Here is a 22645-nt window from a genome sequence, read left to right as displayed (position 1 = left end):
TGAAGGCATCCGCGCTGGGCCCCAATATGCTAAGTGGATTACCTCGATCAAACATGCACGACAAAGGAGTCCCGATGACCGAAACCGACGTCGTAATCCTGGCCGGATCGCGCACCCCGCAGGGTCGCGTGAACGGCCAACTCTCGTCCCTCACCGCCGTTGACCTCGGCACGGCGGCCATTGCCGGCGCCCTCGCCCGGGCCGGAGTAGCACCGGAGCAGGTGGACTTCGTGCTGATGGGGCAGGTTTTGCAGGCCGGCTGCGGGCAGAACCCGGCCCGGCAGTCCAGCATCGCGGCAGGCATCCCGTGGAATGTACCGGCTATGACGCTCAACAAGGTGTGTCTCTCCGGCCTGGCCGCGGTCGTCGATGCCGCCCGTCTGGTGCGGCTCGGCGAAGCGGATGTCGTCGTGGCCGGTGGTCAGGAGTCCATGTCCCGCGCGCCCCACCTGCTGCCCGGTTCCCGCCAGGGCTGGAACTACGGAACCGTGTCGGCGCTCGACCATGCCGCGCACGACGGACTCACTGACGCCTTCGATGGGCTCTCGATGGGGCTCTCGACCGAGCGCGCCAACGCCCGGCTCGGCCAAACCCGCCTCGAGCAGGACGAAATCGCCGCAGCCTCGCATCAGCGTGCCGCCGCAGCGGCCGCCGCCGACGTGTTCCACGACGAGATCACCCCGATCAGCGTGCCGCAGCGTAAGGGTGAGCCACTCGTGATCAGCACCGATGAGGGCGTGCGCGCCGAGAGCACGACCGAGACGCTCGGCCGGCTGCGTCCGGCGTTCGACCCGGCTGGGAGCATCACCGCCGGAAACGCCGCCCCGCTGAGCGATGGCGCGAGCGCCGTCGTTGTGACCAGCCGCGCCTGGGCCGAGAAGCACGGCCTGCCCTGGCTCGCCGTGATCAAGGCGAGCGGCCAGGTCGCCGGCCCCGACAATTCCCTGCACTCCCAGCCGGCCAATGCCATCGCGCACGCCCTGAAGCGCGAGGGCTGGACCGCCGCCGACCTCGACCTGGTCGAGATCAACGAGGCATTCGCCTCCGTCGTGCACCAGTCATCAAAGGTGCTCGGCGTCAGTGCCGACGTGGTGAACATTCACGGCGGCGGCATCGCGATCGGCCACCCGATCGGGTCGAGCGGCGGACGTATCGCGCTGCACGCTGCCCTCGAACTGGCCCGGCGCGGCACCGGCAAGGCTGCGGTGGCTCTATGCGGCGGTGGCGGCCAGGGTGAAGCGCTGCTGCTGTCGCGGTAGCTGCTAGCCGAAGAAGTTGATCGGCTTGACGATGTCGGCGTAGATCAGCAGCAGGCTCATGCCGCCGAGCAGAATGATGACCACGAGAGTGAGCGGCATGAGCTTGGCCATGTCGACCGGCCCCGGGTCTGGCCGCTTGAACAGCCTTGCGAAGAATCGACGGATACCTTCCCACAGCGCGCCGGCCACGTGGCCGCCGTCCAGCGGAAGCAGGGGCACCAGGTTGAACACGAACAGGGCGATATTGAGGGATCCGAGCAGGCCGAGCATGCTCGCGACCTTGTCGGCGACCGGAATGGTGTCGATGCTGGCGAGTTCACCGGCCACCCGGCCGACGCCGACCACGCTGATCGGTCCGTTCAGGTCGCGCTCCCCGGGCCCGAACGCCGCGTTGGCCACGGCCACGAGCCGGTCGGGCAGGTTGATGATCAGGTGGGCAACATTGGCAATGTTGTCGCCGACCATGGGCAGCACGGCGGTTGCGGGCTGCGGCACCATTTCGGCGGCTGCTCCGATGCCGACGAAGCCGACCTGCTCGGTGATCGCATCGCCGGCGGCATCCGTTTTGATTTCGTTGTCGTCGGTATAGACGTAGCGTTCGGTTAGTTTGGGGGTCAGCGAGAGGTCAAGCTCGGCACCGTCACGTTCAACGACGACCGCGACGGTGCGTCCGGCTGAAGCACGAATGATGTCGGTGGACTGTTCCCAGGTCGCGATGGCGGTTCCGCCAATACTGACCAGTCGGTCACCCGGTTGCAGGCCGGCGGCGGCTCCGGGTGAGGCTTCGTCGGTTGCCGCGCAGGTCTGGCGGTCGCTCGATGCCGGCAGCACGCACTCGCTCACGCTGCCGACGGTGGTGCTGATCTGCGGGGAGCCAAATCCCATCAGCAAAATCGAGAACATCACGATCGCGATGAGCAGGTTCATGGTCGGCCCGCCGAGCATGATGATCACACGCTGGTAGACCGGCAGCTGGTAGAAGGCTCGGTGATCTTCACCCTCGCCAATGGTCTCGGCGCTCGCCTGGCGGGCGTCGTCGACCAGGGTCGACAGGGCACTCGTCTTCTTCTCCGGCGCGCCCTCCTGCACCATCTGATCGAAGAACCCGGTGGTCGTGCTGCGGGGCGCTCCGCCCTTCTTCGACGGCGGGAACATGCCGATCATGGCGATATAGCCACCCATGGGGATGGCCTTGACTCCATACTCCGTTTCGCCCTTGGTGCGGGACCAGAGCGTCGGGCCGAAGCCGATCATGAACTGGGTGACCTTGACGCCAAACAGCTTGGCGGGGACCAGATGGCCGATTTCGTGCAGGCCAATGGAGAGGGCGAGGCCGACGACGACAATGGTGACGCCCAGTATGAACAGCAGTACGGTTTCCACTGTCGTAGAGTAACCGCATCAAGCTGCAAAGCGGCTGGCTGTACCGACCAACTTCCCCCCTAAGCGGATGCATGTGGTTGGCTAGAGGTCGGACGCACCAGGAGGTCCCCTTGTCTCACGAAACCATGCCCACGCAGAAGCTCTCAGCACCCGCTCCAGCCGTACCGCCGACTCTCGGCCCCGTCGGCAGCCTGTTAGCCGACCGTTTCAGCATCATGAGCCTGATCGGCACCGGGGGGATGGCATCCGTTTATCGGGCCACCGACACCGCCCTGGGCCGCTTTGTCGCCGTCAAGCTGTTTCGCGCCGACGGCGGTGGCACTGAGCCCGAGCGCCAGAGCGGCGAGATCGCCCTCCTGGCGAGCCTGAACCACTTCGCGCTGGTCACCCTGTACGATGCCGGAACCACCACGGTCGACGGCATCCCACGCACCTTCATCGTGATGGAACTCGTCGACGGCCCCGATCTGCGCACCCGCATCGAAGACGGCCCGGTACCGAGCGTCGACGTGGCCGGCATGGGTGCCGACCTCGCCGAGGCGTTGCACTACGTTCACGAGCGGGGCATCATCCACCGGGATGTCAAGCCGGCCAACGTGCTGCTGGCACCCTCCGGGTTTCCGGGCCGCGGCATGCACGCCAAGCTGGCCGACTTCGGCATCGCCCGGCTGCTCGATGAAACCAGGCTGACAGCGACCGGGTCGCTGCTCGGCACGGCGAGCTACCTCAGCCCGGAGCAGGCGCTTGGCGGCGCTATCGGTGCGCCGACGGATGTCTATTCGCTCGGCCTGGTGCTGCTCGAATGCCTCACCGGAACGCGCGCCTATCCGGGAACCGCGGTGGAATCGGCCATGGCTCGGCTGCAGCGCCAGCCGGAGATCCCAAACGATCTCGGCGCCGACTGGACCGACATTCTGCGCACGATGACCGCCCGCGACCCCGCCGACCGGCCGACCGCGGCCGACGCCGCCGGGTTGCTGCGGGCGCTGGCCGCCGGCGGCGCCACCGATGCGCCCACCATGCTGTTGCCGGCTCCGGCGCCCGCTGCGACCCTGTTGTTGCCGGTCGCCGCGCCCGACCCGACCCCGTTGCTGCCGGGTGCCGCTGCCGCTCCGACCGAGATCCTGAAAGCGGATGCTCCCGCCAGCGCTCCCGCAACTGGCACCGCCGCTGCGCGCCCGGCCAAGCCGCGCCGTCTCGCGCACCGGCGAATGCTCGTCCTGGTCGTAAGCGGGCTCACCCTTATCGCCCTCGCCGTCGTAGCCCTGTTCCTGATCAATCCAGCCGAGGCGCCCGCCGTGGCGCCACCGAACTATCCGACCGTCGACGGCACCCTCGGCACCCATCTTCAAGAGCTTCAGGAGAGCGTGAACCCGTGAATCGACGCAAGCGACTGCCCCTAGCCCTGGCCCTGGCCGTCGGGCTGCTCCTGCCACTGTCCGGCTGCACGGCCGACCCGGTCGACCTGCAGGCCGCAACGGCCGAGAATTTGCAGACCGAGATTCTGGCGATCACCGAGGCCGCCGCCGCCGGAGACTTCAGCAACGCCCAGACGCTGCTCACCGCCATGCAGGCGAATCTGCGCACGGCCGCCGCCTCCGGCCAGGTCAGCGCCGAGCGTTCGGCCTCGATTCAGTCCGCGATCAATCTGGTGCAGGGCGACTTGACCGTTGAGATCGACGCCGCCGCCGTTGCCGCCGAGGCGGCAGCTCAGGCAGCGGCCGAGGCAGCAGCCGCTGCCCAGCAGCAGAACGACGAAAACGCCAAGGACCGCGCCGAACAGGCCGAAGAAGCCGCCAAGAAAGCCGCGGAAGACGCCAGGGAACGGGCCAAAGAACAGCGTGAGGTCCGGGACGACTGACTGGTAACTAGCGCTGGTCGATCAGCCGATCCGCGGCGGCACGCGCCCACCGTTCGGCCTCGGCGAGCAACTCCCGACTGAGTTCGCCGCCCTGTTCGTGGGATTCGACCACGCGCAGCACCGTGTCGACGATGTCCTGAAATCCGATGCGTCCGGCGTGAAAAGCGGCCACGGCCTGCTCATTGGCCGCGTTGAACACCGCGGGATAGGTGCCGCCCTTACGGCCGACCCGCTTAGCCAGCTCGACCGCCGGAAAAGCGGCATCGTCGAGCGGTTCGAAGGTCCAGCTGTGCGGAACGGTCCAGTCGATCGGGGCGCCGACGGCGGCGACCCGGTTCGGCCAGTCCAGTCCCAGCGAAATCGGCAGCCGCATGTCCGGGGGTGAGACCTGAGCGATCGTCGAGCCGTCGACGAATTCGACCATGGAATGCACCACGGATTGCGGGTGCACGACGGCGTCGATGCGGTCGTACTCCACGTCGAACAGCAGGTGCGCCTCGATGATCTCCAGACCCTTATTGACTAGTGTCGCCGAGTTCGTGGTCACCACGAGCCCCATGTTCCAGGTCGGGTGCGCGAGCGCCTGCGCCGGGGTCACCCGGGCGAGCTGGTCCCGACTGAAACCGCGAAAAGGTCCACCGGATGCCGTCAGCACGAGGCGACGCACCTCATCCGCTGTTCCTGAAAGTAGTGCCTGCGCGATCGCCGAGTGCTCGGAGTCGACCGGCACGATCTGCCCCGGCGCAGCAAGTTTCTTCACGAGGTCGCCGCCGACAATCAGCGATTCCTTATTGGCCAGGGCCAGGGTGCGCCCGGCCTTCAGCGCGGCCAAGGTCGGGCCAAGACCGACCGAGCCGGTGATGCCGTTCAGCACGACATCGGCCTCGACGTCCCGAACGAGCTGCTCGGCCTCGTCGGCGCCGAGCGCGGTGTCGTCGACAGCGAAGTCGGCCGCCTGTTGCTCCAGCAGTTCGCGGTTGCGCCCGGCCGACAGACCCACCACCTCGAACCGCTCTGGGTTGGCGCGAATGACGTCCAGGGCCTGGGTTCCGATCGAGCCGGTAGACCCGAGAATGATTACTCTGCGCATACCCCCATGCTAGGTGCCGGGCGCGGCGTATGTTCGTTGCTGGCCAGTCGTGGCGTAGTGTCAACGGGTGACTGGTGCCGATGCAGAACTCAAAGACAACGCTGAAACCATCACGATCGACAGTGAAGAGCAAGCCGCCCCTGACGACGTGCAGGACGAACCGGAGCGGGTCAAGCGCCCGGGATTCGTCTATTTCCTCGGCTATGGCATCATGGCGCCCGTCGCCCGAATCGTGTTTCGGCCGAAGATCATCGGCCGTGAGAACATCCCGGCGACCGGTCGCGTCATTCTCGCGAGCAACCATCTGTCATTCATCGACAGCATCGTCATTCCGCTCGTCGCCACCCGCCGCGTGCAGTTTCTGGCGAAATCGACCTACTTCACCGGAACCGGTTTCAAGGGCTGGGTGTCCCGCACCTTCTTCACCGCGATCGGCGCCATCGGAGTGGAACGCGGAGCCGGGCAGGCCGCCCAGGTCGCACTCGACGCCGGCCGTTCCGTGCTCGATGCCGAGGGTGCCTTCGCGATCTACCCGGAGGGTACCCGCTCGCTCGATGGACGCCTCTACAAGGGACGCACCGGCGTCGCCTGGCTGGCACTGACCACGGGCGCCGTTGTCGTTCCGGTCGGACTGATCGGTACTCAGGAGATTCAGCCAGTCGGCACCACGGTGCCGCGCATCCGCAAGGTCACCGTCACCTTCGGCGAACCGCTCGACCTCAGCCACCACGGCCCGGCCACCTCCGGCAAAGCCCGCCGGCAGGCAACGGATGAGATCATGGCGGCCATTCACCAGCTGTCCGGTCAGGAATTGGCCAACGCCTACAACGAATCCCCGCCGGTCGGTACCCTCAATCGCCTCGCTCATCGGGTGTTTCCGCGCGAACGCCTGTAGCGGCGGTCTGTCTGATGCTCTGACGGTCATAGGCTGGACGAATGACTGCAACGTATTCGGTGCCCCAGCAACGCAAACTCGTCACGGCTCTTCCCGGCCCCAAGTCGGTTGAACTGCAGGCCAGGCGTGAGAAAACCGTCGCCCGCGGCGCCGGCACCCTTGCCAATATCTACATGGATCACGGCGCCGGAGCCATCCTGGTCGACGTCGACGGCAACCAGATCATCGACCTCGGCTGCGGTATCGGGGTGACCACGATCGGTCACGCGCATCCGGATGTCGCGGCGGCAGCATCCGCTCAGGCAGCGAAGCTGACCCACACCCTGTTCACGGTCACGCCGTACGAGAACTATGTGGCGGTGGCGGAGAAGCTCGCGGAGATTACCCCCGGCGACTTTGAGAAGCACTCGATTCTGGTCAACACCGGTGCCGAGGCCGTGGAGAACGCGGTGAAGATCGCCCGCAAGTTCACCGGTCGCCGCGCCATCGTGGCTCTCGACCACGCCTTTCACGGCCGCACCAACCTGACCATGGCGATGACCTATCGGCCCTGGCCGGAGCGCGCCGGAATGGGCCCGTTCCCCGGTGAGATCTACAGCGTGCCGACGAGCTACCCGTTCCGCGATGGCCTGAGCGGGCTCGAAGCGGCCGAGAAGACCATCGACTACATCACGACGCACATTGGCGCGACCGAGATCGCCGCGTTCTTCGTCGAGCCGATCCAGGGCGACGGCGGCGTGGTCATTCCCGCTCCCGGCTACTTCCAGCGCATTCGTGAGTTCTGCACCGAGAACGGCATCGTCTTCGTCGCCGATGAGATTCAGGCCGGCCTTGCCCGCACCGGAGTCTGGTACTCGATCGAGCACCACGATGTCGTGCCCGACCTGGTCACCACGGCCAAAGGCATCGCCGGCGGATTCCCGCTAGCCGCGGTCACGGGACGTGCCGACATCATGGATTCAGTGCAGCCCGGCGGTATCGGCGGCACCTTCGGTGGCAACCCGGTCTCGACCGCGGCCGCCCTCGCGGTGTTCAACCTGATCGAGCGCGACGACCTGCTCGGCGAGGCCAAGCGAGTTGAGAAGGCGCTGCAGGCGCGCATCGGCGACTGGGCCGAGAAGTTCTCCATCGTCGGCGAGGTGCGCGGTAAGGGCGCCATGTTCGGCGTCGAGCTCGTGCACCCCGGCACCAAGAAGCCCTATCCCGAGGCGCTCACCGCCGTGATCAAGCACGCGACCACAAACGGTGTCATCGTGCTCGATGCCGGCAGTTGGGATTCAGTGCTGCGCATCATGCCGTCGGTGGTCATCTCCGACGAGCTCATCGACGATGCCGCGACCGTAATCGAAGAGGCCCTCACCGCCCTGGTGGCCGCCTACCCCGCGTAGTCACCTCCCGTCGGCGCTCAACCGAGCCGTGAGTTTCGGGCACCGAGCCGTGAGCATTGTCGAGTGGTGGATGAAACAGGGGCATGGCTGCGACGGGGTTCGCGGCCCCTGTTACCGCTCGTGGCACCTCTATCAACGAGGGCCGCGAGCACCACTCACGGCTCGGCGACGCCGAAAGCCCTCAGGTGACCGTAACCGGCTCGTGCCCGACCGGAAAGTTCACCGACGCCGCAATGAAGCATTCGCGGGCGGCCTCGGCGTGCAGCGACTGCGCGAACTCCACCTGTTCGGGGTCGGTAATGGTCACTCGAGGCCGCAGGGTGACCGCCGTGAAGTGGCCGCCGCCAGCCACCTGTTCCATGGTGCCGATCGGGGCATCCGTATACGCCGTCACCGTGACTCCGTTGCGGACCGCCACGTGCAGATACGACAAGAGGTGGCACTGGCTGAGCGCCGCGAGCAGCAGCTCCTCCGGATTCCACCGGTCGTTGTCACCGTGAAAGGTCGGGTCGGACGAGCCCAAAATCGGCACCTTCTCAGCGGATGCCCGACCAGCCGGTGAAATCAGATGGTCGCGTCCATAGGCCTTGTAGTGGCTGGTTCCAGTGCCGCGATTGCCGGTCCACTCAACCCGCACCGCATATTCGTGCACTCCGTTCATGCTTCTCCCTTTGCTCTCAAAGATTCTTGCAGGCGAACTCAGGAACACCGTGCCCATGGTCGGTACAGCACTATTAGGTACAGTAGGGGAATCATGACTGACACCCTCACAAACTCTGCCACCGCGTACTCTGTCACGCAAGAACGAAAGATCGTCACGGCCATCCCCGGTCCGATCTCGGCGGCACTGCACGAGCGACGCAGGGCGGTCGTCTCCGACGGCGTCAGCTCCATGCTCCCTGTGTACATTGCCAAGGCCAATGGCGCTATTCTCGTCGACGTCGATGGCAACCAGTTCATCGACCTCGGCGCCGGAATCGGCGTGACCACGATCGGCCACACCGAGGCCAGTGTCGTCGCGGCCGCCGTCGAACAGTCCCAAGACTTCATTCATACCCTGTTCACCGTCACGCCGTACGAAGAGTACGTTCGCGTCGCCGAGCTGCTCGCCAAGCACACTCCCGGTGACTTCGCCAAGAAGAGCGTGCTCATCAACTCCGGTGCGGAAGCCGTTGAGAACGGCGTGAAGATCGCCCGCAAGTACACCGGCCGTCGCGCCGTCGCGGTGCTTGACCACGCCTACCACGGACGTACCGTGCTGACCATGGCCATGAATTACAAGGCCATGCCGTACGCCACCGGCTACGGCCCGCTCGCCAGTGACGTCTACCACGCCCCGAGTTCCTACCCGTATCACGACGGTCTGTCCGGCGCTGAAGCGGCCGCGCGCACCGTGGCCTACCTCGACAAGGTGATCGGGGCATCCGATCTGGCCTGCCTGGTCGTCGAACCGATTCAGGGCGAGGGCGGATTCATGGTGCCTGCGGATGGCTACCTGCCCGCCCTGCAGGACTGGTGCACCGCCAACGGTGTCGTCATGATCGCCGATGAGATCCAGAGCGGCATGGCCCGCTCGGGCAAGTACTTCGCGAGCGAGCACTTCGGTTGGATCCCCGACCTCGTCCTCACCGCTAAGGGCATTGCCGGCGGCTTCCCGCTCGCCGCTGTCACCGGCCGCGCCGAAATCATGGATGCCTCGCAGCCCGGCGGCCTCGGTGGCACCTTCGGTGGCAACCCGGTCTCCTGCGCCGCCGCCATTGCCGTGTTCGACGCGATCGAGGCCAACAACCTGCTCGGCGAGGCAGTACGCATCGGGAAGTCCCTCACCACGGGGCTGACCGCGCTGAAGAACAAGTACGACATCATCGGCGAAATTCGCGGCCACGGAGCCATGATGGCGATCGAACTCGTGCAGCCCGGTACCGGCGACACGACGAAGGCCCCGAACGCCGCTGCGGTGACCGCCATCTCCGCCTACGCGAGCCAGCACGGCGTGCTGCTGCTCACCGCCGGCACCTACGGCAACGTGCTGCGGTTCCTGCCGAGCCTCGCGCTGTCCGATGCGCTCATCATCGACGCCCTCTCGGTGATCGACGATGCGATCGCCGCACTCTAACGTGACCACTGAAACCTTCGCGGTCAACGATTCCGTCGAACTCGCCGTCGTCGAACGCAGCGGGTTCGTCGAATCCCGGCACGCCGGTTCGGCGATCGTGCTCGGTACCAACGGTGAGGTGCTGCGTTCCCTCGGCGATGTCACCAGCCCGGTCTTTCCGCGCTCGGCGATGAAACCGTTCCAGGCTGTCGCGGTCATGGCGAGCGGCGTCGCCCTGCGGGGAGCGGATGCTGCGATCGCGACCGCGAGTCACATCGGTACGCCAGAACACGTCGCACTGGTGCGCGGGCTGCTCAGCCGGGCCGGAGTACCCGAAGCGGCGCTCGCCTGCCCGGCCGCCTGGCCGATCGACTCCGCCGCGCGGGACGCCCTGGTGCGACTCGGAGCCGGCAAGGCTCCGGTGTACATGGAATGCTCGGGCAAGCACGCGGCGATGCTCGTCGCCTGCCAGCAGAACGGCTGGGCGATCGAGGGTTATCTGCAGCCGGAGCATCCGCTACAAAAACGCATTCTCGACGTGCTCGAACGGTTCACCGGCGAACGTCCGCTGGTCTCGGGCGTTGATGGCTGCGGCGCGCCCGTGCACGCCATTTCGCTTACCGGCCTGGCTCGCGGCATCGCCCGCATCGCCACGAGCAAGTCCAACTCGCCGTTTGCGATCTACCGTGAGGCCGGTTTTCTGGCCGAAGCGGTGCGTGCCAACGGGTGGGTCGTGGCCGGCCCCGGGCACTCCGACAGCATCGTCATTGACCGGCTCGGCCTGTTCGTGAAGGGCGGTGCCGAGGGCATCATGGTGGCCGCCGCCGAAAACGGCACCACCGTGGCGCTGAAGATTCTGGACGGTAACCTGCGCGCCGCAGCGGCCGTCGCCGTAGGTCTGCTCGCCGACGCCGGTGCCATCAAGCGAGCGGATGTCGATGAGTTACTGCCCGAGCTCGGACTCACCGTGACCGGCGGTGGCCGGCCGGTCGGGGAGATTCGCGCCAGCTACGTCTGACCGGGTTCGGTACGGTCGGGCGCAATCACGTTGAGGACGCCCGGCCCGACGTCGCCGGGGATCCCCAGCTGACGCGCAAAGTCATTGCCCCGACCGGGACCACGCCAGGCCGCCGACCACCGAGCTGCAGCCGCCGAACGGAACCAGGGCTATTCGATGCTGCGAGCACGGCGTGATGATCTCGAGCACCTGCTCGTGACTGCCCGCAGTGACGATGACGTCCGGGGCAGCGCTCCCGTCTCCGGAGCGCAGCCGAATCAGATCGGGGGTGGACTTGCCGCCGGTGTGCCATACCCGAGCCTCAGCGTCGATCGTCACGCTGCTGGCGCCGACGATGTCGAGCAGAGCTGGGAGGAAACCTCCGCGCAGATCGCTGCCCGGCAGGCGCACCGCGCAGGGATTCCGTCCGCGGCCGCACCCGATCCGGTTCGCCCCACCTGCGCCAGTGCATCGGTGTACTCACGCGCTACAGTGCGACACGTGGAAGGGTGCTGCACATGACCACCTGTGATCTCTCAGCGGCTCGCCGCGAGCACGACCTGGCCTTCGGCACGTCACTGTGGAGTTCCAAGCTGGTTCACGGGGGCTGCGCTACCTCGCCAACGGCCAGCTCCCGGTGGCCAGGGAATGCGCCGTCGAACGCGGCATCCTGCTGACCCGCACGGCGCCGCACCTGGTGCATCCACTCCCGATGGTGTTGCCGCTCGGCCCGATGGTAGCGCAGGAGCAGGGTGCCATCGCGGCGGTCGGCCTTCGACTGGGCGATGCGCTCCGGGTGGGAGCGCACACGCCGCGCGGCGCGCAGCCCGCACCGCGCCGACTGTCCCCGACCGAGGCGCTCGAGCTGGCGCCGGGCCTCCACCGCCAAGGCCTGCGCCCTGGCGACTAGCTGAGCCTGACCAGGCGCCGCGCCTTGGCCGCTCCCGTCACCTGCACCGTCACGACCACGACGATGGCAATGATGAACACGGCCGAGGCGAGCACGTTGGCCTCAGCCGGGATGCCGCGGGCCGCCGAAATGTAGATGTATTTCGGAAAGGTCGACACCGCGCCGGAGTTGAAGTTCGTGATGATGAAGTCATCGAAGGACAGGGCGAACGACAGCAGAGCGGCCGCGAGAATACCTGGCAGCAGCAGCGGAAAGGTGATGCGGGCGAACACCTGCGCGGCCGAACCGTAGAGGTCGCGACCGGCCTCTTCGAGCGCCGGGTCGAGGCTCGCAACCCGGGCCTTGACCGTCACCACCACGAAACTGATGCAGAACATGGTGTGCGCGAGAATGATCGTCAGCATGTCCTTCGGCACCCCGACCGACAAGAACTGTGCGGCCAGTCCGGCACCGAGCACGACCTCCGGGGTCGCCATCGGCAGAAACAGCAGCAAGCTGGTCTGGGATCGAAACTTGAACCGGTAGCGCACGATGGCGATCGCGATCATGGTGCCGAGCGTGGTCGCAATAATGGTGGCGACAGCCCCGATAAACAGGCTATTGCCGAAGGCCTGGCAGACGGCTCCGTTCTGCACATTGCAGACGTTCAGCCACTTGTCGAAGGTGAAGCCCTGCCAGGTGATGTTCGACTTGAGCGAGTCGTTGAAGGAGTAGACGAACGTGTACCCGATCGGAATCATCAGGAACAGCAGGGCCAGGGCGCTGTAAACGGGCAGCAACCATTTGCCGAGGGAGAGTTTCACAGCAGCTCCTCCGTTCCAGATCGTTTGACGTAGATGCTGACGATCACCAGGATCACGGTCATCAGAATGATCGACAGGGCCGCGGCGGCGGGAAAGTTCTGCAGTACCAGAAAGTTGGCTTCGATCACGTTACCCATCATCTGGGTGCCGGTACCGCCGAGAAAGTCCCGGCTGGCGTTGATATAGTCGCCCGCCGCAGGAATGAAGGTGAGTAGGGTGCCCGCGACGATACCGGGCATCGACAGCGGGATGGTGACCTTGCGGAACACGTGGAACGGGCTCGCGTACAGGTCGCTGCCGGCCTCGAGGTAGCGCACGTCAAGCCGCTCCAGGGTCGTGTAGAGCGGCAGGGTCATGAACGGGATGAAGTTGTAGGTGAGACCGAAGATCACCGAAAAGGCGGTTCCGGTCACGTGCGCTTCCGGCGCCAGCAGCGACAGGGCCTTGAGCGACTGCACCACGAAGGACTCATCGGAGAACAGTTGCTTCCAGGCCAGGGTGCGCAGCAGAAAGCTGATGAAGAACGGCGCGATCACGAGAACGAGCATGAGGCTCTGCAGCAGCGGCCATTTTCGCGCCTTGACCCCGATGAAGTAGGCCAGCGGGTAGCTGATCAGCAGCGCGAAGAACGTCGCCGCGAGCGCGTAACTGAACGAACGCACAATGTGAGGCCAGTAGGTCGTGACCACTTCGACGTAGTTCTGCCAGCGGAAAGCGTAATCGTACTGACCAATATCCCCGAACTCCCGCGGCGCCTGGAACGAGGTCAGCAGCAGCGATACCAGCGGGGTGAGAAAGAACAGCACCAGATAGAGGATGCCCGGCAGCAGCAGAAACAAGGCTACCGGGCTGCGGCGCCTGGCGGCCGGATCGGCGGACGGCGCGGTCGTGGATGAGAATGCGGCAAAGGCCATCTCAGGCCTCCTCGAGCTCCGTGAGCAGCGATGACCGACGCTGCTGGGCGATTGTCTTGGTGTCGAGGTCGGCTTCGAATCTCGGACTCTGGGCGGGATCGTCGTCGAGGCCGAAGCCGTGGTCGACGTTCCAGCTGAGCCAACAGGTGGCGCCGACGTGCGCGGCCGGGCCGAAAGCCATGTTCTGGGCGAATACAACCAGGGTGCCGACACCCGGCACATCGACCAGGTACTGCGTGCTGACCCCGCTGAACGACACATCGATGACCCGGCCGGGGCCCATTACGTTGCGGCCGGGGTCCTGGAGCGGTGCTTCAGCGTGCAGGGTCAGTTTCTCGGGACGCACTCCGATGGTGACTTCGCCCGACACTCGGTGCGCTCGCTCCAGCGGCACCACGATCTTCTGCCCGAAGACGTCGACGGTGATGGCGGTGCTCGTGGTGCCAACGACCGGACCGGTGAACAGGTTGGACTGGCCGAGAAAGTTAGCGACGAACGCGGTCTTGGGCAGTTCGTAGAGCTGCTGCGGCTCACCCATCTGCTCGATTCGGCCCTTGTTCATGACCGCGATGGTGTCGGCCATGGTCATGGCCTCCTCCTGGTCGTGGGTCACGTGCAGAAAGGTCAGGCCAACCTCTTCCTGGATGGTTTTCAACTCGAGCTGCATCTGCCGCCGCAGTTTGAGATCGAGGGCGCCGAGCGGCTCATCGAGCAGGAGCAGGGCCGGCCGGTTGACGATCGCGCGGGCCAGCGCCACGCGCTGCTGCTGCCCGCCGGACAGCTGCTGCGGTTTACGGTGGGCGAGGTGGTCGAGCTCCACCAAGAGCAGCGCCTCGTGCGCCTTGGCTACCGGGTCGGCGATTTTGCGTCGGCGCAGCCCGAAGGCGACGTTCTCCAGCACGGTCATGTGCGGAAACAGCGCATAGCTCTGGAACACGGTGTTGACCGGACGCTGGAAGGATTTCTGATTCGTCACATCCGTTCCCCCGATCAGGATGCGGCCGCTGGTCGGTTCTTCCAGTCCGGCGACGAGGCGGAGGGTCGTCGTTTTTCCGCAGCCGGAGGGGCCCAGCAGCGCGAAGAACGATCCGGCCGGAATGGTGAGGTTGAGATTTTCAATGGCGGTGAACCCGGGGAAACGTTTTTCGATGCCGACCAGTTCCAGGTCAGCACCACGATCGGCGAACGCACCGACGGCCATCAGGCTGCGCCCAGCAGGATCGCTTGGAACTGGGCGTTGAACGTCTGCTCTTCGGTGCCGTCGAGACCGCGGAAAACGTAGGCGTTGGCGAGGGTGGCATCGTCGGGAAAGATCAGCGGGTCTTCAGCCAACGCCGGGTCGATGGCCATCATGGCTTCCTTGGCACCGGCGACCGGGGTGATGTAGTTGACGTAGGCGGCGACCTCGGCGGCAACGGCCGGGTCGTAGTAGTAGTTGATCAGCTGTTCCACGCTCTTTTTGGCGGGCGAGCCGATCGGCACAACGAAGTTGTCATTCCAGAGGGTGCCACCTTTCTCAGGAACGATGAAGCCCCATTTGTCGCCGTTTTCGGCGTTGAGCTGCACGATGTCGCCGGACCAGACGATGGCGGCGAGGGTGTCTTCGTTGGCGAGGTCTTCCTTGTAAGAGTTGCCCTTGATGTTTCGGATCTGACCGTCGGCGACCTGCTTCTTGAATTCGTCGATGGCCGCGGTGAACTCGTCTTCGCCCCAGTCGCCGGAGATGTCGACGCCCTGGTCGAGCATGATCAGGCCCATCGTGTCGCGCATTTCGGAGAGCACACCGACGCGCCCCTTCAGGTCGGGAGCCCAGAGGTCGTCGACCGATTTGAGTCCCTGGGGATACTTCTCCTTGTTCCAGGCCAGGCCGGCGAAGCCACCCTGCCACGGCACGCTCATGGCCCGCCCCGGGTCGAAGTCGACGTCCTGCAGCGACGGCAGCAGATTGACCAGGTTGGGAATGTTGGCGTGATCGAGTTCCTGGGTGTAGCCGAATCGGATCATGCGGCTGACCATCCAGTCGGTCAGGCAGGCGACATCGGCACCGATGTCCTGGCCGAGGGCGAGCTGGTCCTTGACTTTGCCGTAGTAGGAGTTGTTGTCATCGACGGCCTCGGTGTACTTGACCGAAATTCCGGTCTGCGCCTTGAACGCCGCAAGCGTTGGGTAGCTGCCGGCGTCGTCCACATCAATGTAGAGCGCCCAGTTATCCCAGCGGATGGACTTGTCGGTGGCCGAGGTGTCGGCCGCGGCGGTGGGTTTGGCCGTGGCGCCGGAGGAACACGCGGCGAGCGCGAGCGCGGTGGCACCGGCACCGGCCCCGGCCAGCAGCGTTCGACGACCCAGTTGCGAGTTCTGCGCCTGACGAATGAGCTGGCGGATCATGGGATCAGCGGGCAGCGGCTTGGACTTCATCTGGTTCTCCTAGCATTCTGGGCACGCACACGGTCAGGGCTCACGACGTTGCGAGTTGGTCGATAGTTGCACATATCGGCGGTAATTACACCTAAAAGTGTTCAAAACATTGATTTTGGAACCGATTTGTCACGAAATCAGCACATACTTGCAACATTCGCCCGCGAAATCGTCGGCTCACCGAGACTAGGGTGGTGGCCAGGAGCGAGAGAGGAACACCATGAGAATCGCAGTTCCCACCGAGATCAAGAATAATGAATTTCGGGTCGCGATCACCCCGGCGGGGGTGCACGACCTGGCGTCGCACGGTCACGAAGTGATGGTTCAGGCCGGTGCCGGGGTGGGATCCTCGATCCGCGATGAGCAGTATCGCGCGGCCGGTGCGACGATTCTGCCGGACGCCGCGAGCGTCTGGGCTGCCGCCGACCTCCTGCTCAAGGTGAAAGAACCGGTAGCGAGCGAATACGGCTATTTTCGGGCCGATCTGGTGCTGTTCACCTACCTGCACCTCGCCGCCGAACCCGACCTGACGCGGGCTCTGCTCGCGAGTCAGGTCACCGCGATCGCCTACGAAACTGTGCAGTTGCCCTCCCGCGCGCTTCCGCTGCTCGCGCCCATGAGCGAGGTCGCCGGTCGACTCGCACCGATTGTGGGTGCCAATGCCATGCTCAAACCGAACGGTGGCCCCGGCCTGCTGGTGCCCGGCGTTCCTGGCACGCATCCGGCCAAGATCGCCGTGCTGGGCGGCGGTGTCGCCGGGACCGCTGCGATGCAGGTGTCGCTCGGCCTCGGCGCGGAGGTGACCGTGCTCGATACGAATCTGTTTCGGCTGCGTGAGATCGACGCCCTGCACTTCGGCCGGGTCAAGACCATCGCCTCGAACAGCTTCGAAATCGACAAAGCTGTCATGGAAGCCGACATGGTGATCGGTTCGGTGCTCATTCCCGGCGCGAAGGCACCCAAGCTGGTCAGCAACGAGCTGGTGTCACGCATGAAATCGGGCAGCGTGCTCGTGGACATCGCCGTTGACCAGGGCGGCTGCTTTGCCGACAGCCATCCGACCACTCATGCCGACCCCACCTTCACCGTGCACCGATCCCTGTTCTACTGTGTCGCCAATATGCCCGGCGCTGTGCCGCACACCTCGACCTATGCCCTGACGAATGCGACGCTGCCGTATGTGCGGGCCCTCGCGACGCTCGGCTGGCTGAACGCGCTGCGCGCCGATGCCGCGCTGGCGCAGGGACTCAACGTGTTCGGCGGCCGCCTGATCAGCGCCCCGGTCGCGCTCGCCCACGGAATGACGCACCTTCCGCTCGCCGAGGTGCTCTTCTAGCTGCTCACTTGGCCGCTCGCCTGGCCGCCGTCCGGTTCCGGCAGGATCGCCCGGGTCAGGTCGCCGTCGGGGTGCAGCACCCACACTCGTCCGCGCCCGGGAGCCAACGGCGGCGGCAACTGACGGCTGTGGCTGACCATCCGAAACTCCGACAGGCCGCACCGATCGAAGACGATGCTGGCCCGGCCGCCGGCAGTCTGGCCACGCAGCCGGGTCAGCAGGGTCCAGTGCGCCTGCCACGTTTCGGCGTCACCGACGACGACCAGCCGGCCGGGGGCATCCGTTTGACCGGTTTCGACGCTGATCAGAGCGGATGCTGCCGGCGCGGTCGTTCCCGCCAGCTCCACCACCGGTACCCCCAGCACAGCGCGCAGTCGCGCGGCGGTGCGCGCCGGAGATGACGATACGACGAGCAGCGGGCCGTGTTCGGGCAGCTGTGCGGTCGACCGGGTGAGCGGAGTGAGCTGCAACGGCAACGGCAACGGCAACGGCGCCAGCAGTTGCACGCGGGTGTTGTGACAGACTCCCCCGCCGGCCGGAAGGGTGGCGTGGTAGTTGGCCGACATTCCGCCGGCGGCGAGGTGATCCTGCACGCTGGGGAGCTTGAGCAGCAGTGTGCTCGGGCAGAGTGAGGCGAGTCCGGGAACCGTGCTGGCCAGCCGCTGCACGGCGACGACGAGGTGCACGCCAGCGGCAGGGCCGTCGCGCAGCAACCCGGTGAGCAGATCGGCGGCGGCAAGTCGATGATCCGGCTGCCAGCGCGCCAAGACCGAATCGAAGTCGTCGAGCAGCAACAGTCGCGGCAGCGCTGCGGTCTGCTGCCCGCTTTCTATGCGCGCGCTCACCCGTTCCAGTGCGTCCCAGGTCGCCTCGACATCAGCGCTCACTCGTTCCACGGCAACCGGGGCATCACCCGGACATTCGGCCACCCGAGCGAGGTGGCACAGCAGCGTGGACTTGCCCGAGCCGGACCCGCCCACGACGAGCAGGTGGCCATCGAGCTCGGGAGCGTAGGCGAACACCCGGTACCGCTGACTGTCGGGTTCGTCCAGCAGACCGAGGGGGTAGCCGGGAGCCGGAGCACCCTCGCCGGCGATCCGGCGCAGATCGGCCTCGGTCACCAGCGTCGGAAGCGCATCCAGCCACGGGCGCCGCGGTGCGGTGCCGCCAGAGAAACGCGCCGCAATCTCCAGAATGTCGCTTTCTCCGGTGGAGGCGACCTGGCAGAGCACGGGCTCGGCGGTATCGGTGGCGATCACGCACCGGCCGGGTTGATTCGGATCCAGGGTGGCCGCAGCATCCGTTCCGACCAGGGCCTGGCTGTCAGCCCGGTTGTTGACCCGCAGAGACAGACGCAGACTGCAGTTGGCCATCAGGGCATCACGCACCACCCCGGCCGGTCGTTGAGTGCACAGAATCAGGTGCACTCCGAGCGACCGCCCGCGCGCAGCGATGTCGACGAACAGGGCGTGCAGCTCCGGAAAGGCCCCCAGCATGGTCGCGAATTCATCGACAACGATGACCAGCCGGGGCAGCGGATGCTCGAGTTCGGTCAGATCCCGCGCGCCAGCCGTGCTGATCATCCGCTCTCGAAAGCGCAGTTCGGCCCCCAGACTGGCCAGGGCGCGGGCAGCCGTCTGGGAATCGAGGTCGGTGATGAGCCCGACGCAGTGCGGAAGCCTGCCGAGGGGCGCAAACGCGGCGCCGCCCTTGAAGTCAACGAGTAAGAAATTCACTTGGTCGGCTGAATGGGCTGCGGCCAGGGACGCCACCCAGCTCGTCAGGAGCTCACTCTTGCCGCTGCCGGTCGTGCCGCCCACTATGGCGTGCGGTCCGGCTCGCACCAGATCGATGTGTATCGGCCCTGCGGGTCCGACTCCGATCACGCAACCCAGGCCGGTCGGGGTGACCGAGGCCGGGTCGGCGGCGGCGGTTACGGCGAGCAGGTCAGTCAGGGTAACGCCGACCGGGATCGCCCCGGCCGAAGTGACGAGGCCGGCATCTCTGGCCTGCCGGGCGAGCGCCACCGCAAAGTCGGCGGCCGCGGCCCGGGTCAGCAGCTCCGGGAAGAAATCGATGGCCGGTGCCCGATTCGGCGACCGGATCAGCTGCGCTCGGCCGGGACCGATCACCCGCACGACGGTTCCGCAACCCGGCGGCAGATCGTCGAGCCGGGTCGCGACGGAGACCAACAATCGCCCGTGGCCGAGATCGCGCGCGGTGCGGGTCGGCGTTCCCGCCGTCGCCTGTTGCAGCACGATGCGCCGAGCCGCTGATGACACGTCGTCGTGTGGAAACGCGGCTGCCCACTCCCACCCGGGGCCGGTGTCCAGAACCAAGCCGACGTCAGTCGGCGGCAGCGCAAAGCACAGTTGTACGAGCACCGCCCGAGCCAGGGCTTCGGGAAGGGGCGCAGCACCGACGATGCCGAGTCCGTGCATCAGGTCGACGACGATCGGAGCGTCCTTGATGGTCGCGGCCCAGTCCCGAAGTTCTCGATGGTCGTTCGGGGAGGTCGCCCCGCCCAGCCGTATGCCACTCGGGGCCGGGCCACAGCCCAGGGTGACGAGCGTGGCATCCGTTTGCCTCCAGCGCGCGGCAGCGGCACGGCCGAGCACGATGTCCCTGGCCGAGGGAGTCTGCTGCCAGGCGGACTCCCGCCAGCGGGCCTGGCGTTCGGTGATCGCCAGCCGAAGCACCGTGACGGCCTCGGCCTGTGCGGCGGTTTCGGTCCGGCGGCGTTTGCGCCCGGCGCGCCGCGCGTCGACCATGCTGGCGACCGCGATGAGCGGGCTGAGTACGGCGAAGATCAGCGCGAACGCTGACCCGGTGATCGACCAGATCAGGCCGGCGGCAGCCAGTGGCGCCACGGTGGCGAGAAGCGGAAATCCGGCCGGTAGCGGCGCGGCCGACGCTGGCGGCAGGCTGAGGTTCTCGTCAAAGGTCGACACAGGACCATCAGAGCAGAGAATCAGCTCCGCGTGGGCAGTGCGAGAGCCATCCGTGCGTAATCCGCGTCCGGGCCACCGGTGGAGGAGTGACCCGCCGCGGCTAAGGGTTCAGGCGACGGTGAATGAGTGGTCGGCGATCTCGACTCGCGTGCCGCGCGGTAGCACGTAGCGTCGTCCCGGTTCGAGCGGCTCGGCCGTTTCGCCGGGCCGGCGAATGACGGTGCCATTGCCGGAGACCCGGTCGCTGACCCAGAATTCGCCGTCGTGCTGGCCGAACTCGAGGTGAGTCTTGGAGACCGAGCGGTCAGCATCCGCTACCCGAATGAGGTCGTCAAAGATCTCGTCGGGTTGCGGCAGGGGCTTGCGCCCGATTAGGCCCGACCCGTGCACGGACACTTTCTGACCGGTGCTGAAGGTCAAAACGAAGGTCGCGCTGCTCGGCAGCGTTGATGCTGCGGGGGAAGCGTCCGTCACGGCGGCGGCCGCGCGCACCGGCACAGGCACGAGTGCGGGAATCGGAACGGAGATGATCGCGGCCTTGCGCGGGAGGCGCGCGATGATGGTCGTGTCGTTCGGGCGCGGATCCGGGCGCTTGCGGGATTCCACGGTGGCCGATCGGGAGCTACCGCACTCGCCGCAGAACATGGCACCACCCGGCAGCCAGGCACCGCAAATCTGACACGTCACGACCGGCTCACTTAAACCTTCTTGACCACGTTGGACTTGAGCTGCATGAAACCGAAACCGTCGACCTTGCAGTCGATGTCGTGGCCGTCGACCGGGTCGACCAAACGAATGTTGCGCACCTTGGTGCCGACCTTGATCGATAGGGCCTGACCCTTGACCTTGAGGTCCTTGATGATCGACACGGTGTCGCCGTCGGTCAGGATGGTGCCGAAGGCGTCCTTGACGACGGCTTCCTGCTCTTCTTCAACCGGTTCATTCGACCATTCGTGGGCGCAGAGCGGGCAAACCAGCAGGGCGCCCATCTCGTAGGTCAGGTCGCTGGAGCAGTCAGGGCACGGAGGCAGGGTCTCATTCACTCGTTCCATAATACGCGACTGCCCTGGGCCTGCTATCGGCGACCGATCCGCACGCGCCACAGCCGCCCGGCGATGATGGGGGCACCGACCATGACCATCAGCGGAATGTAGGCAACGGGAGAGGAGGCTTCCCAGCCGATGCCGATTCCGGACTCACGGTTGAAAGCCGATACCGGCAGCCCGAGGAAGTAGGACTCGGCCGACTCCGCTCCGCTGGAGATCAGGGCTGACAGCATGCCGGCCGTGTAAACGAAGGCTAGGGTCCACCAGAGCATCAGCAGGCCGGTGAACCAGTAGATTGCCCGATTCCAGGATGGCCGGTTGCCGCGGCCGTCTTCGGCGAAGCTTCGGGCCAGGGCGCGGGGTGATCCGAGCGAGTCGAGCGCAGTGTCGATGCCGCGGGCGGCGGCATCCACTTTGATATTGTCGCGAATCTGCCGCAGAATCGATCGGCGTTCGCGCAAGGACACGCGTTCTTCAAGCCAGAGGTCGAGCCGGAACAGGTAGGACTCCCGGCAACGCCAGACTCCGAACGTGGATCGGGTCTCGGTGGTTTAGGTGTTCATTTCTGATCCTCTCGGAGCGGTTCTTCTGCGGGGGTGGCAGTCAGGCCGGTCTGCACGATGGCAATGAGGGCATGCCATCGTGCCGTCGCCAGCTCGAGAGTTGCCTCCCCGGCCGGGCTGAATGAGTAGTACTTGCGGGCCGGGCCAGCCGTGGACGCCACCAGGCGACTGGTGAGCGAGCCTTCCTGCTCGAGCCCAATGTTCTGCAGCCGCACCACGAGTTCATAGCCGTACGACTCAGCCAGACGCAATTGGCTCAGGATTAGCATGGGCAGCACCCCGCGTAAGGACTGCGCGTCTTGCGGCACGGCCAGCGTGTTCGGTGTGTGCGTCATGGCTACTACTCCAGGACTGGTAGTAGGCAAAACTTAATAGCGGTGCATGCCAGCAATGTACATGTGCAGAACGGATGTGTTTGCGGTCTCGCATGAGGTTGAGACCGAGGCCGAGGCCGCCGCGAAGCACGGTCAGTCACGCCGCTCAGCGTTCAGAACGGTGGCGGATTGGAGTCGTTGGTGTTCCAGTCGGTGTTCGAGGGGGTGTTCCAGGGGTCGGGCGGTGGTGGGGCTGGTGGTTCGGGTGGGGCTGCTGCCTGTGGTGCTGCTTGTTGTTGTTTTGGGGGGTTGATGCGGGTGGCGGGGTCGGTGGCGTAGTGTTTGCCGGCGGGGCTGGTCCAGTGGACGGTGCCGTCGGGGTCGGCGACGGCTTTCCAGGCGGAGAAGTGTTTGAGGTTGTGGTG

Annotated in this window: 22 protein-coding genes and 1 pseudogene; 9 read left to right on the top strand and 14 right to left on the bottom strand. The window is 66.0% G+C overall.

Translation table 11 applies throughout. The annotated features are described in order from the left end of the window. Positions 1-74 precede the first annotated feature (74 nt). Complete coding sequence (locus E3T31_RS03950; protein WP_134467581.1) at positions 75-1259, top strand: acetyl-CoA C-acetyltransferase; 1185 nt, start codon at positions 75-77, stop codon at positions 1257-1259. A 3-nt stretch (positions 1260-1262) separates the two neighbouring features. On the opposite strand, the gene E3T31_RS03945 is transcribed toward E3T31_RS03950, so the two are convergent. Next, entirely contained in the window at positions 1263-2642 is a 1380-nt protein-coding gene (locus E3T31_RS03945) for an RIP metalloprotease (protein ID WP_134467580.1), read from the bottom strand. A 110-nt stretch (positions 2643-2752) separates the two neighbouring features. On the opposite strand from E3T31_RS03945, the gene E3T31_RS03940 reads away from it, so the two are divergent. Together E3T31_RS03940 and E3T31_RS03935 are read left to right on the top strand one after the other, a co-directional pair. Continuing rightward, a complete protein-coding gene (locus E3T31_RS03940; protein WP_241977640.1) occupies positions 2753-4021 on the top strand; it encodes a serine/threonine-protein kinase in 1269 nt (422 codons plus the stop codon). Beyond that, on the top strand, positions 4018-4503 hold the full coding sequence (locus E3T31_RS03935) for a mucin-associated surface protein (RefSeq protein WP_134467578.1): 486 nt from the start codon (positions 4018-4020) through the stop codon (positions 4501-4503). The genes E3T31_RS03940 and E3T31_RS03935 overlap by 4 nt, the downstream gene beginning before the upstream one ends. A 7-nt stretch (positions 4504-4510) precedes the next feature. On the opposite strand, the gene dxr is transcribed toward E3T31_RS03935, so the two are convergent. Beyond that, a complete protein-coding gene (gene dxr / locus E3T31_RS03930) occupies positions 4511-5593 on the bottom strand; it encodes a 1-deoxy-D-xylulose-5-phosphate reductoisomerase (RefSeq protein WP_134467577.1) in 1083 nt (360 codons plus the stop codon). Positions 5594-5660: 67 nt separating this feature from the next. Here dxr and E3T31_RS03925 point away from each other — a divergent pair, with 67 nt between their 5' ends. Together E3T31_RS03925 and E3T31_RS03920 are read left to right on the top strand one after the other, a co-directional pair. Beyond that, positions 5661-6488 (top strand): lysophospholipid acyltransferase family protein, encoded by an 828-nt coding sequence (locus E3T31_RS03925; protein WP_370304254.1) that lies wholly within the window; start codon positions 5661-5663, stop codon positions 6486-6488. A gap of 41 nt (positions 6489-6529) precedes the next feature. Then, positions 6530-7876 (top strand): aminotransferase class III-fold pyridoxal phosphate-dependent enzyme, encoded by a 1347-nt coding sequence (locus E3T31_RS03920; protein ID WP_134467576.1) that lies wholly within the window; start codon positions 6530-6532, stop codon positions 7874-7876. A gap of 181 nt (positions 7877-8057) precedes the next feature. On the opposite strand, the gene E3T31_RS03915 is transcribed toward E3T31_RS03920, so the two are convergent. Continuing rightward, on the bottom strand, positions 8058-8537 hold the full coding sequence (locus E3T31_RS03915) for an OsmC family protein (protein ID WP_134467575.1): 480 nt from the start codon (positions 8535-8537) through the stop codon (positions 8058-8060). Between the two features lie 93 nt (positions 8538-8630). Here E3T31_RS03915 and gabT point away from each other — a divergent pair, with 93 nt between their 5' ends. After that, a complete protein-coding gene (gene gabT / locus E3T31_RS03910; protein ID WP_134467574.1) occupies positions 8631-9992 on the top strand; it encodes a 4-aminobutyrate--2-oxoglutarate transaminase in 1362 nt (453 codons plus the stop codon). After that, positions 9973-10989: an asparaginase gene (locus E3T31_RS03905; RefSeq protein ID WP_134467573.1), complete on the top strand. Its 1017-nt coding sequence runs from the start codon at positions 9973-9975 to the stop codon at positions 10987-10989. Before gabT ends, E3T31_RS03905 begins: the two co-directional genes overlap by 20 nt. A gap of 81 nt (positions 10990-11070) precedes the next feature. Here E3T31_RS03905 and E3T31_RS03900 read toward each other — a convergent pair whose 3' ends face one another. After that, positions 11071-11379 (bottom strand): FAD-binding protein, encoded by a 309-nt coding sequence (locus E3T31_RS03900; protein WP_198416968.1) that lies wholly within the window; start codon positions 11377-11379, stop codon positions 11071-11073. A 169-nt stretch (positions 11380-11548) separates the two neighbouring features. Here E3T31_RS03900 and E3T31_RS03895 point away from each other — a divergent pair, with 169 nt between their 5' ends. Further along, on the top strand, positions 11549-11878 hold the full coding sequence (locus E3T31_RS03895; RefSeq protein WP_134467571.1) for a hypothetical protein: 330 nt from the start codon (positions 11549-11551) through the stop codon (positions 11876-11878). On the opposite strand, the gene E3T31_RS03890 is transcribed toward E3T31_RS03895, so the two are convergent. Genes E3T31_RS03890 through E3T31_RS03875 form a run of 4 tightly spaced genes read right to left on the bottom strand, consistent with a single transcriptional unit; the run spans position 11875 to position 16010 of the window. Continuing rightward, on the bottom strand, positions 11875-12681 hold the full coding sequence (locus E3T31_RS03890; RefSeq protein ID WP_174844841.1) for an ABC transporter permease: 807 nt from the start codon (positions 12679-12681) through the stop codon (positions 11875-11877). The genes E3T31_RS03895 and E3T31_RS03890 overlap by 4 nt on opposite strands. Continuing rightward, entirely contained in the window at positions 12678-13595 is a 918-nt protein-coding gene (locus E3T31_RS03885; RefSeq protein WP_134467570.1) for an ABC transporter permease, read from the bottom strand. The genes E3T31_RS03890 and E3T31_RS03885 overlap by 4 nt, the downstream gene beginning before the upstream one ends. Before the next feature lies 1 nt (position 13596). Beyond that, the gene (locus tag E3T31_RS03880) at positions 13597-14796 is read right to left on the bottom strand and encodes an ABC transporter ATP-binding protein (RefSeq protein ID WP_134467569.1); all 1200 of its coding nucleotides are present in this window, start codon (positions 14794-14796) and stop codon (positions 13597-13599) included. Then, positions 14796-16010: a PotD/PotF family extracellular solute-binding protein gene (locus E3T31_RS03875; RefSeq protein WP_134467568.1), complete on the bottom strand. Its 1215-nt coding sequence runs from the start codon at positions 16008-16010 to the stop codon at positions 14796-14798. The genes E3T31_RS03880 and E3T31_RS03875 overlap by 1 nt, the downstream gene beginning before the upstream one ends. 220 nt (positions 16011-16230) lie before the next feature. On the opposite strand from E3T31_RS03875, the gene ald reads away from it, so the two are divergent. Continuing rightward, positions 16231-17346 (top strand): alanine dehydrogenase, encoded by a 1116-nt coding sequence (ald, locus tag E3T31_RS03870; protein ID WP_134467567.1) that lies wholly within the window; start codon positions 16231-16233, stop codon positions 17344-17346. Here the strand turns inward: ald and E3T31_RS03865 are convergent. The 6 genes and pseudogenes from E3T31_RS03865 to E3T31_RS17640 form a co-directional block, all read right to left on the bottom strand. Beyond that, the gene (locus tag E3T31_RS03865; RefSeq protein WP_134467566.1) at positions 17343-20297 is read right to left on the bottom strand and encodes an FtsK/SpoIIIE domain-containing protein; all 2955 of its coding nucleotides are present in this window, start codon (positions 20295-20297) and stop codon (positions 17343-17345) included. The genes ald and E3T31_RS03865 overlap by 4 nt on opposite strands. Before the next feature lie 108 nt (positions 20298-20405). Beyond that, complete coding sequence (locus E3T31_RS03860; protein WP_241977636.1) at positions 20406-20984, bottom strand: FHA domain-containing protein; 579 nt, start codon at positions 20982-20984, stop codon at positions 20406-20408. An 11-nt stretch (positions 20985-20995) separates the two neighbouring features. Further along, on the bottom strand, positions 20996-21349 hold the full coding sequence (locus E3T31_RS03855) for a zinc ribbon domain-containing protein YjdM (RefSeq protein ID WP_134467565.1): 354 nt from the start codon (positions 21347-21349) through the stop codon (positions 20996-20998). Positions 21350-21372: 23 nt separating this feature from the next. Further along, positions 21373-21810, bottom strand: coding sequence for a hypothetical protein (locus E3T31_RS03850; protein ID WP_166788379.1), 438 nt, complete (start codon positions 21808-21810; stop codon positions 21373-21375). Between the two features lie 92 nt (positions 21811-21902). Then, positions 21903-22241, bottom strand: coding sequence for a PadR family transcriptional regulator (locus E3T31_RS03845; RefSeq protein ID WP_198416967.1), 339 nt, complete (start codon positions 22239-22241; stop codon positions 21903-21905). Between the two features lie 152 nt (positions 22242-22393). Continuing rightward, positions 22394-22645 (bottom strand): annotated as a pseudogene (locus E3T31_RS17640) (hypothetical protein); the annotation flags it as partial.

Source organism: Cryobacterium sp. TMS1-13-1 (assembly GCF_004403125.1).
Taxonomy (GTDB): domain Bacteria; phylum Actinomycetota; class Actinomycetes; order Actinomycetales; family Microbacteriaceae; genus Cryobacterium; species Cryobacterium levicorallinum.
This window is presented reverse-complemented; position numbering and strand designations above follow the sequence as displayed.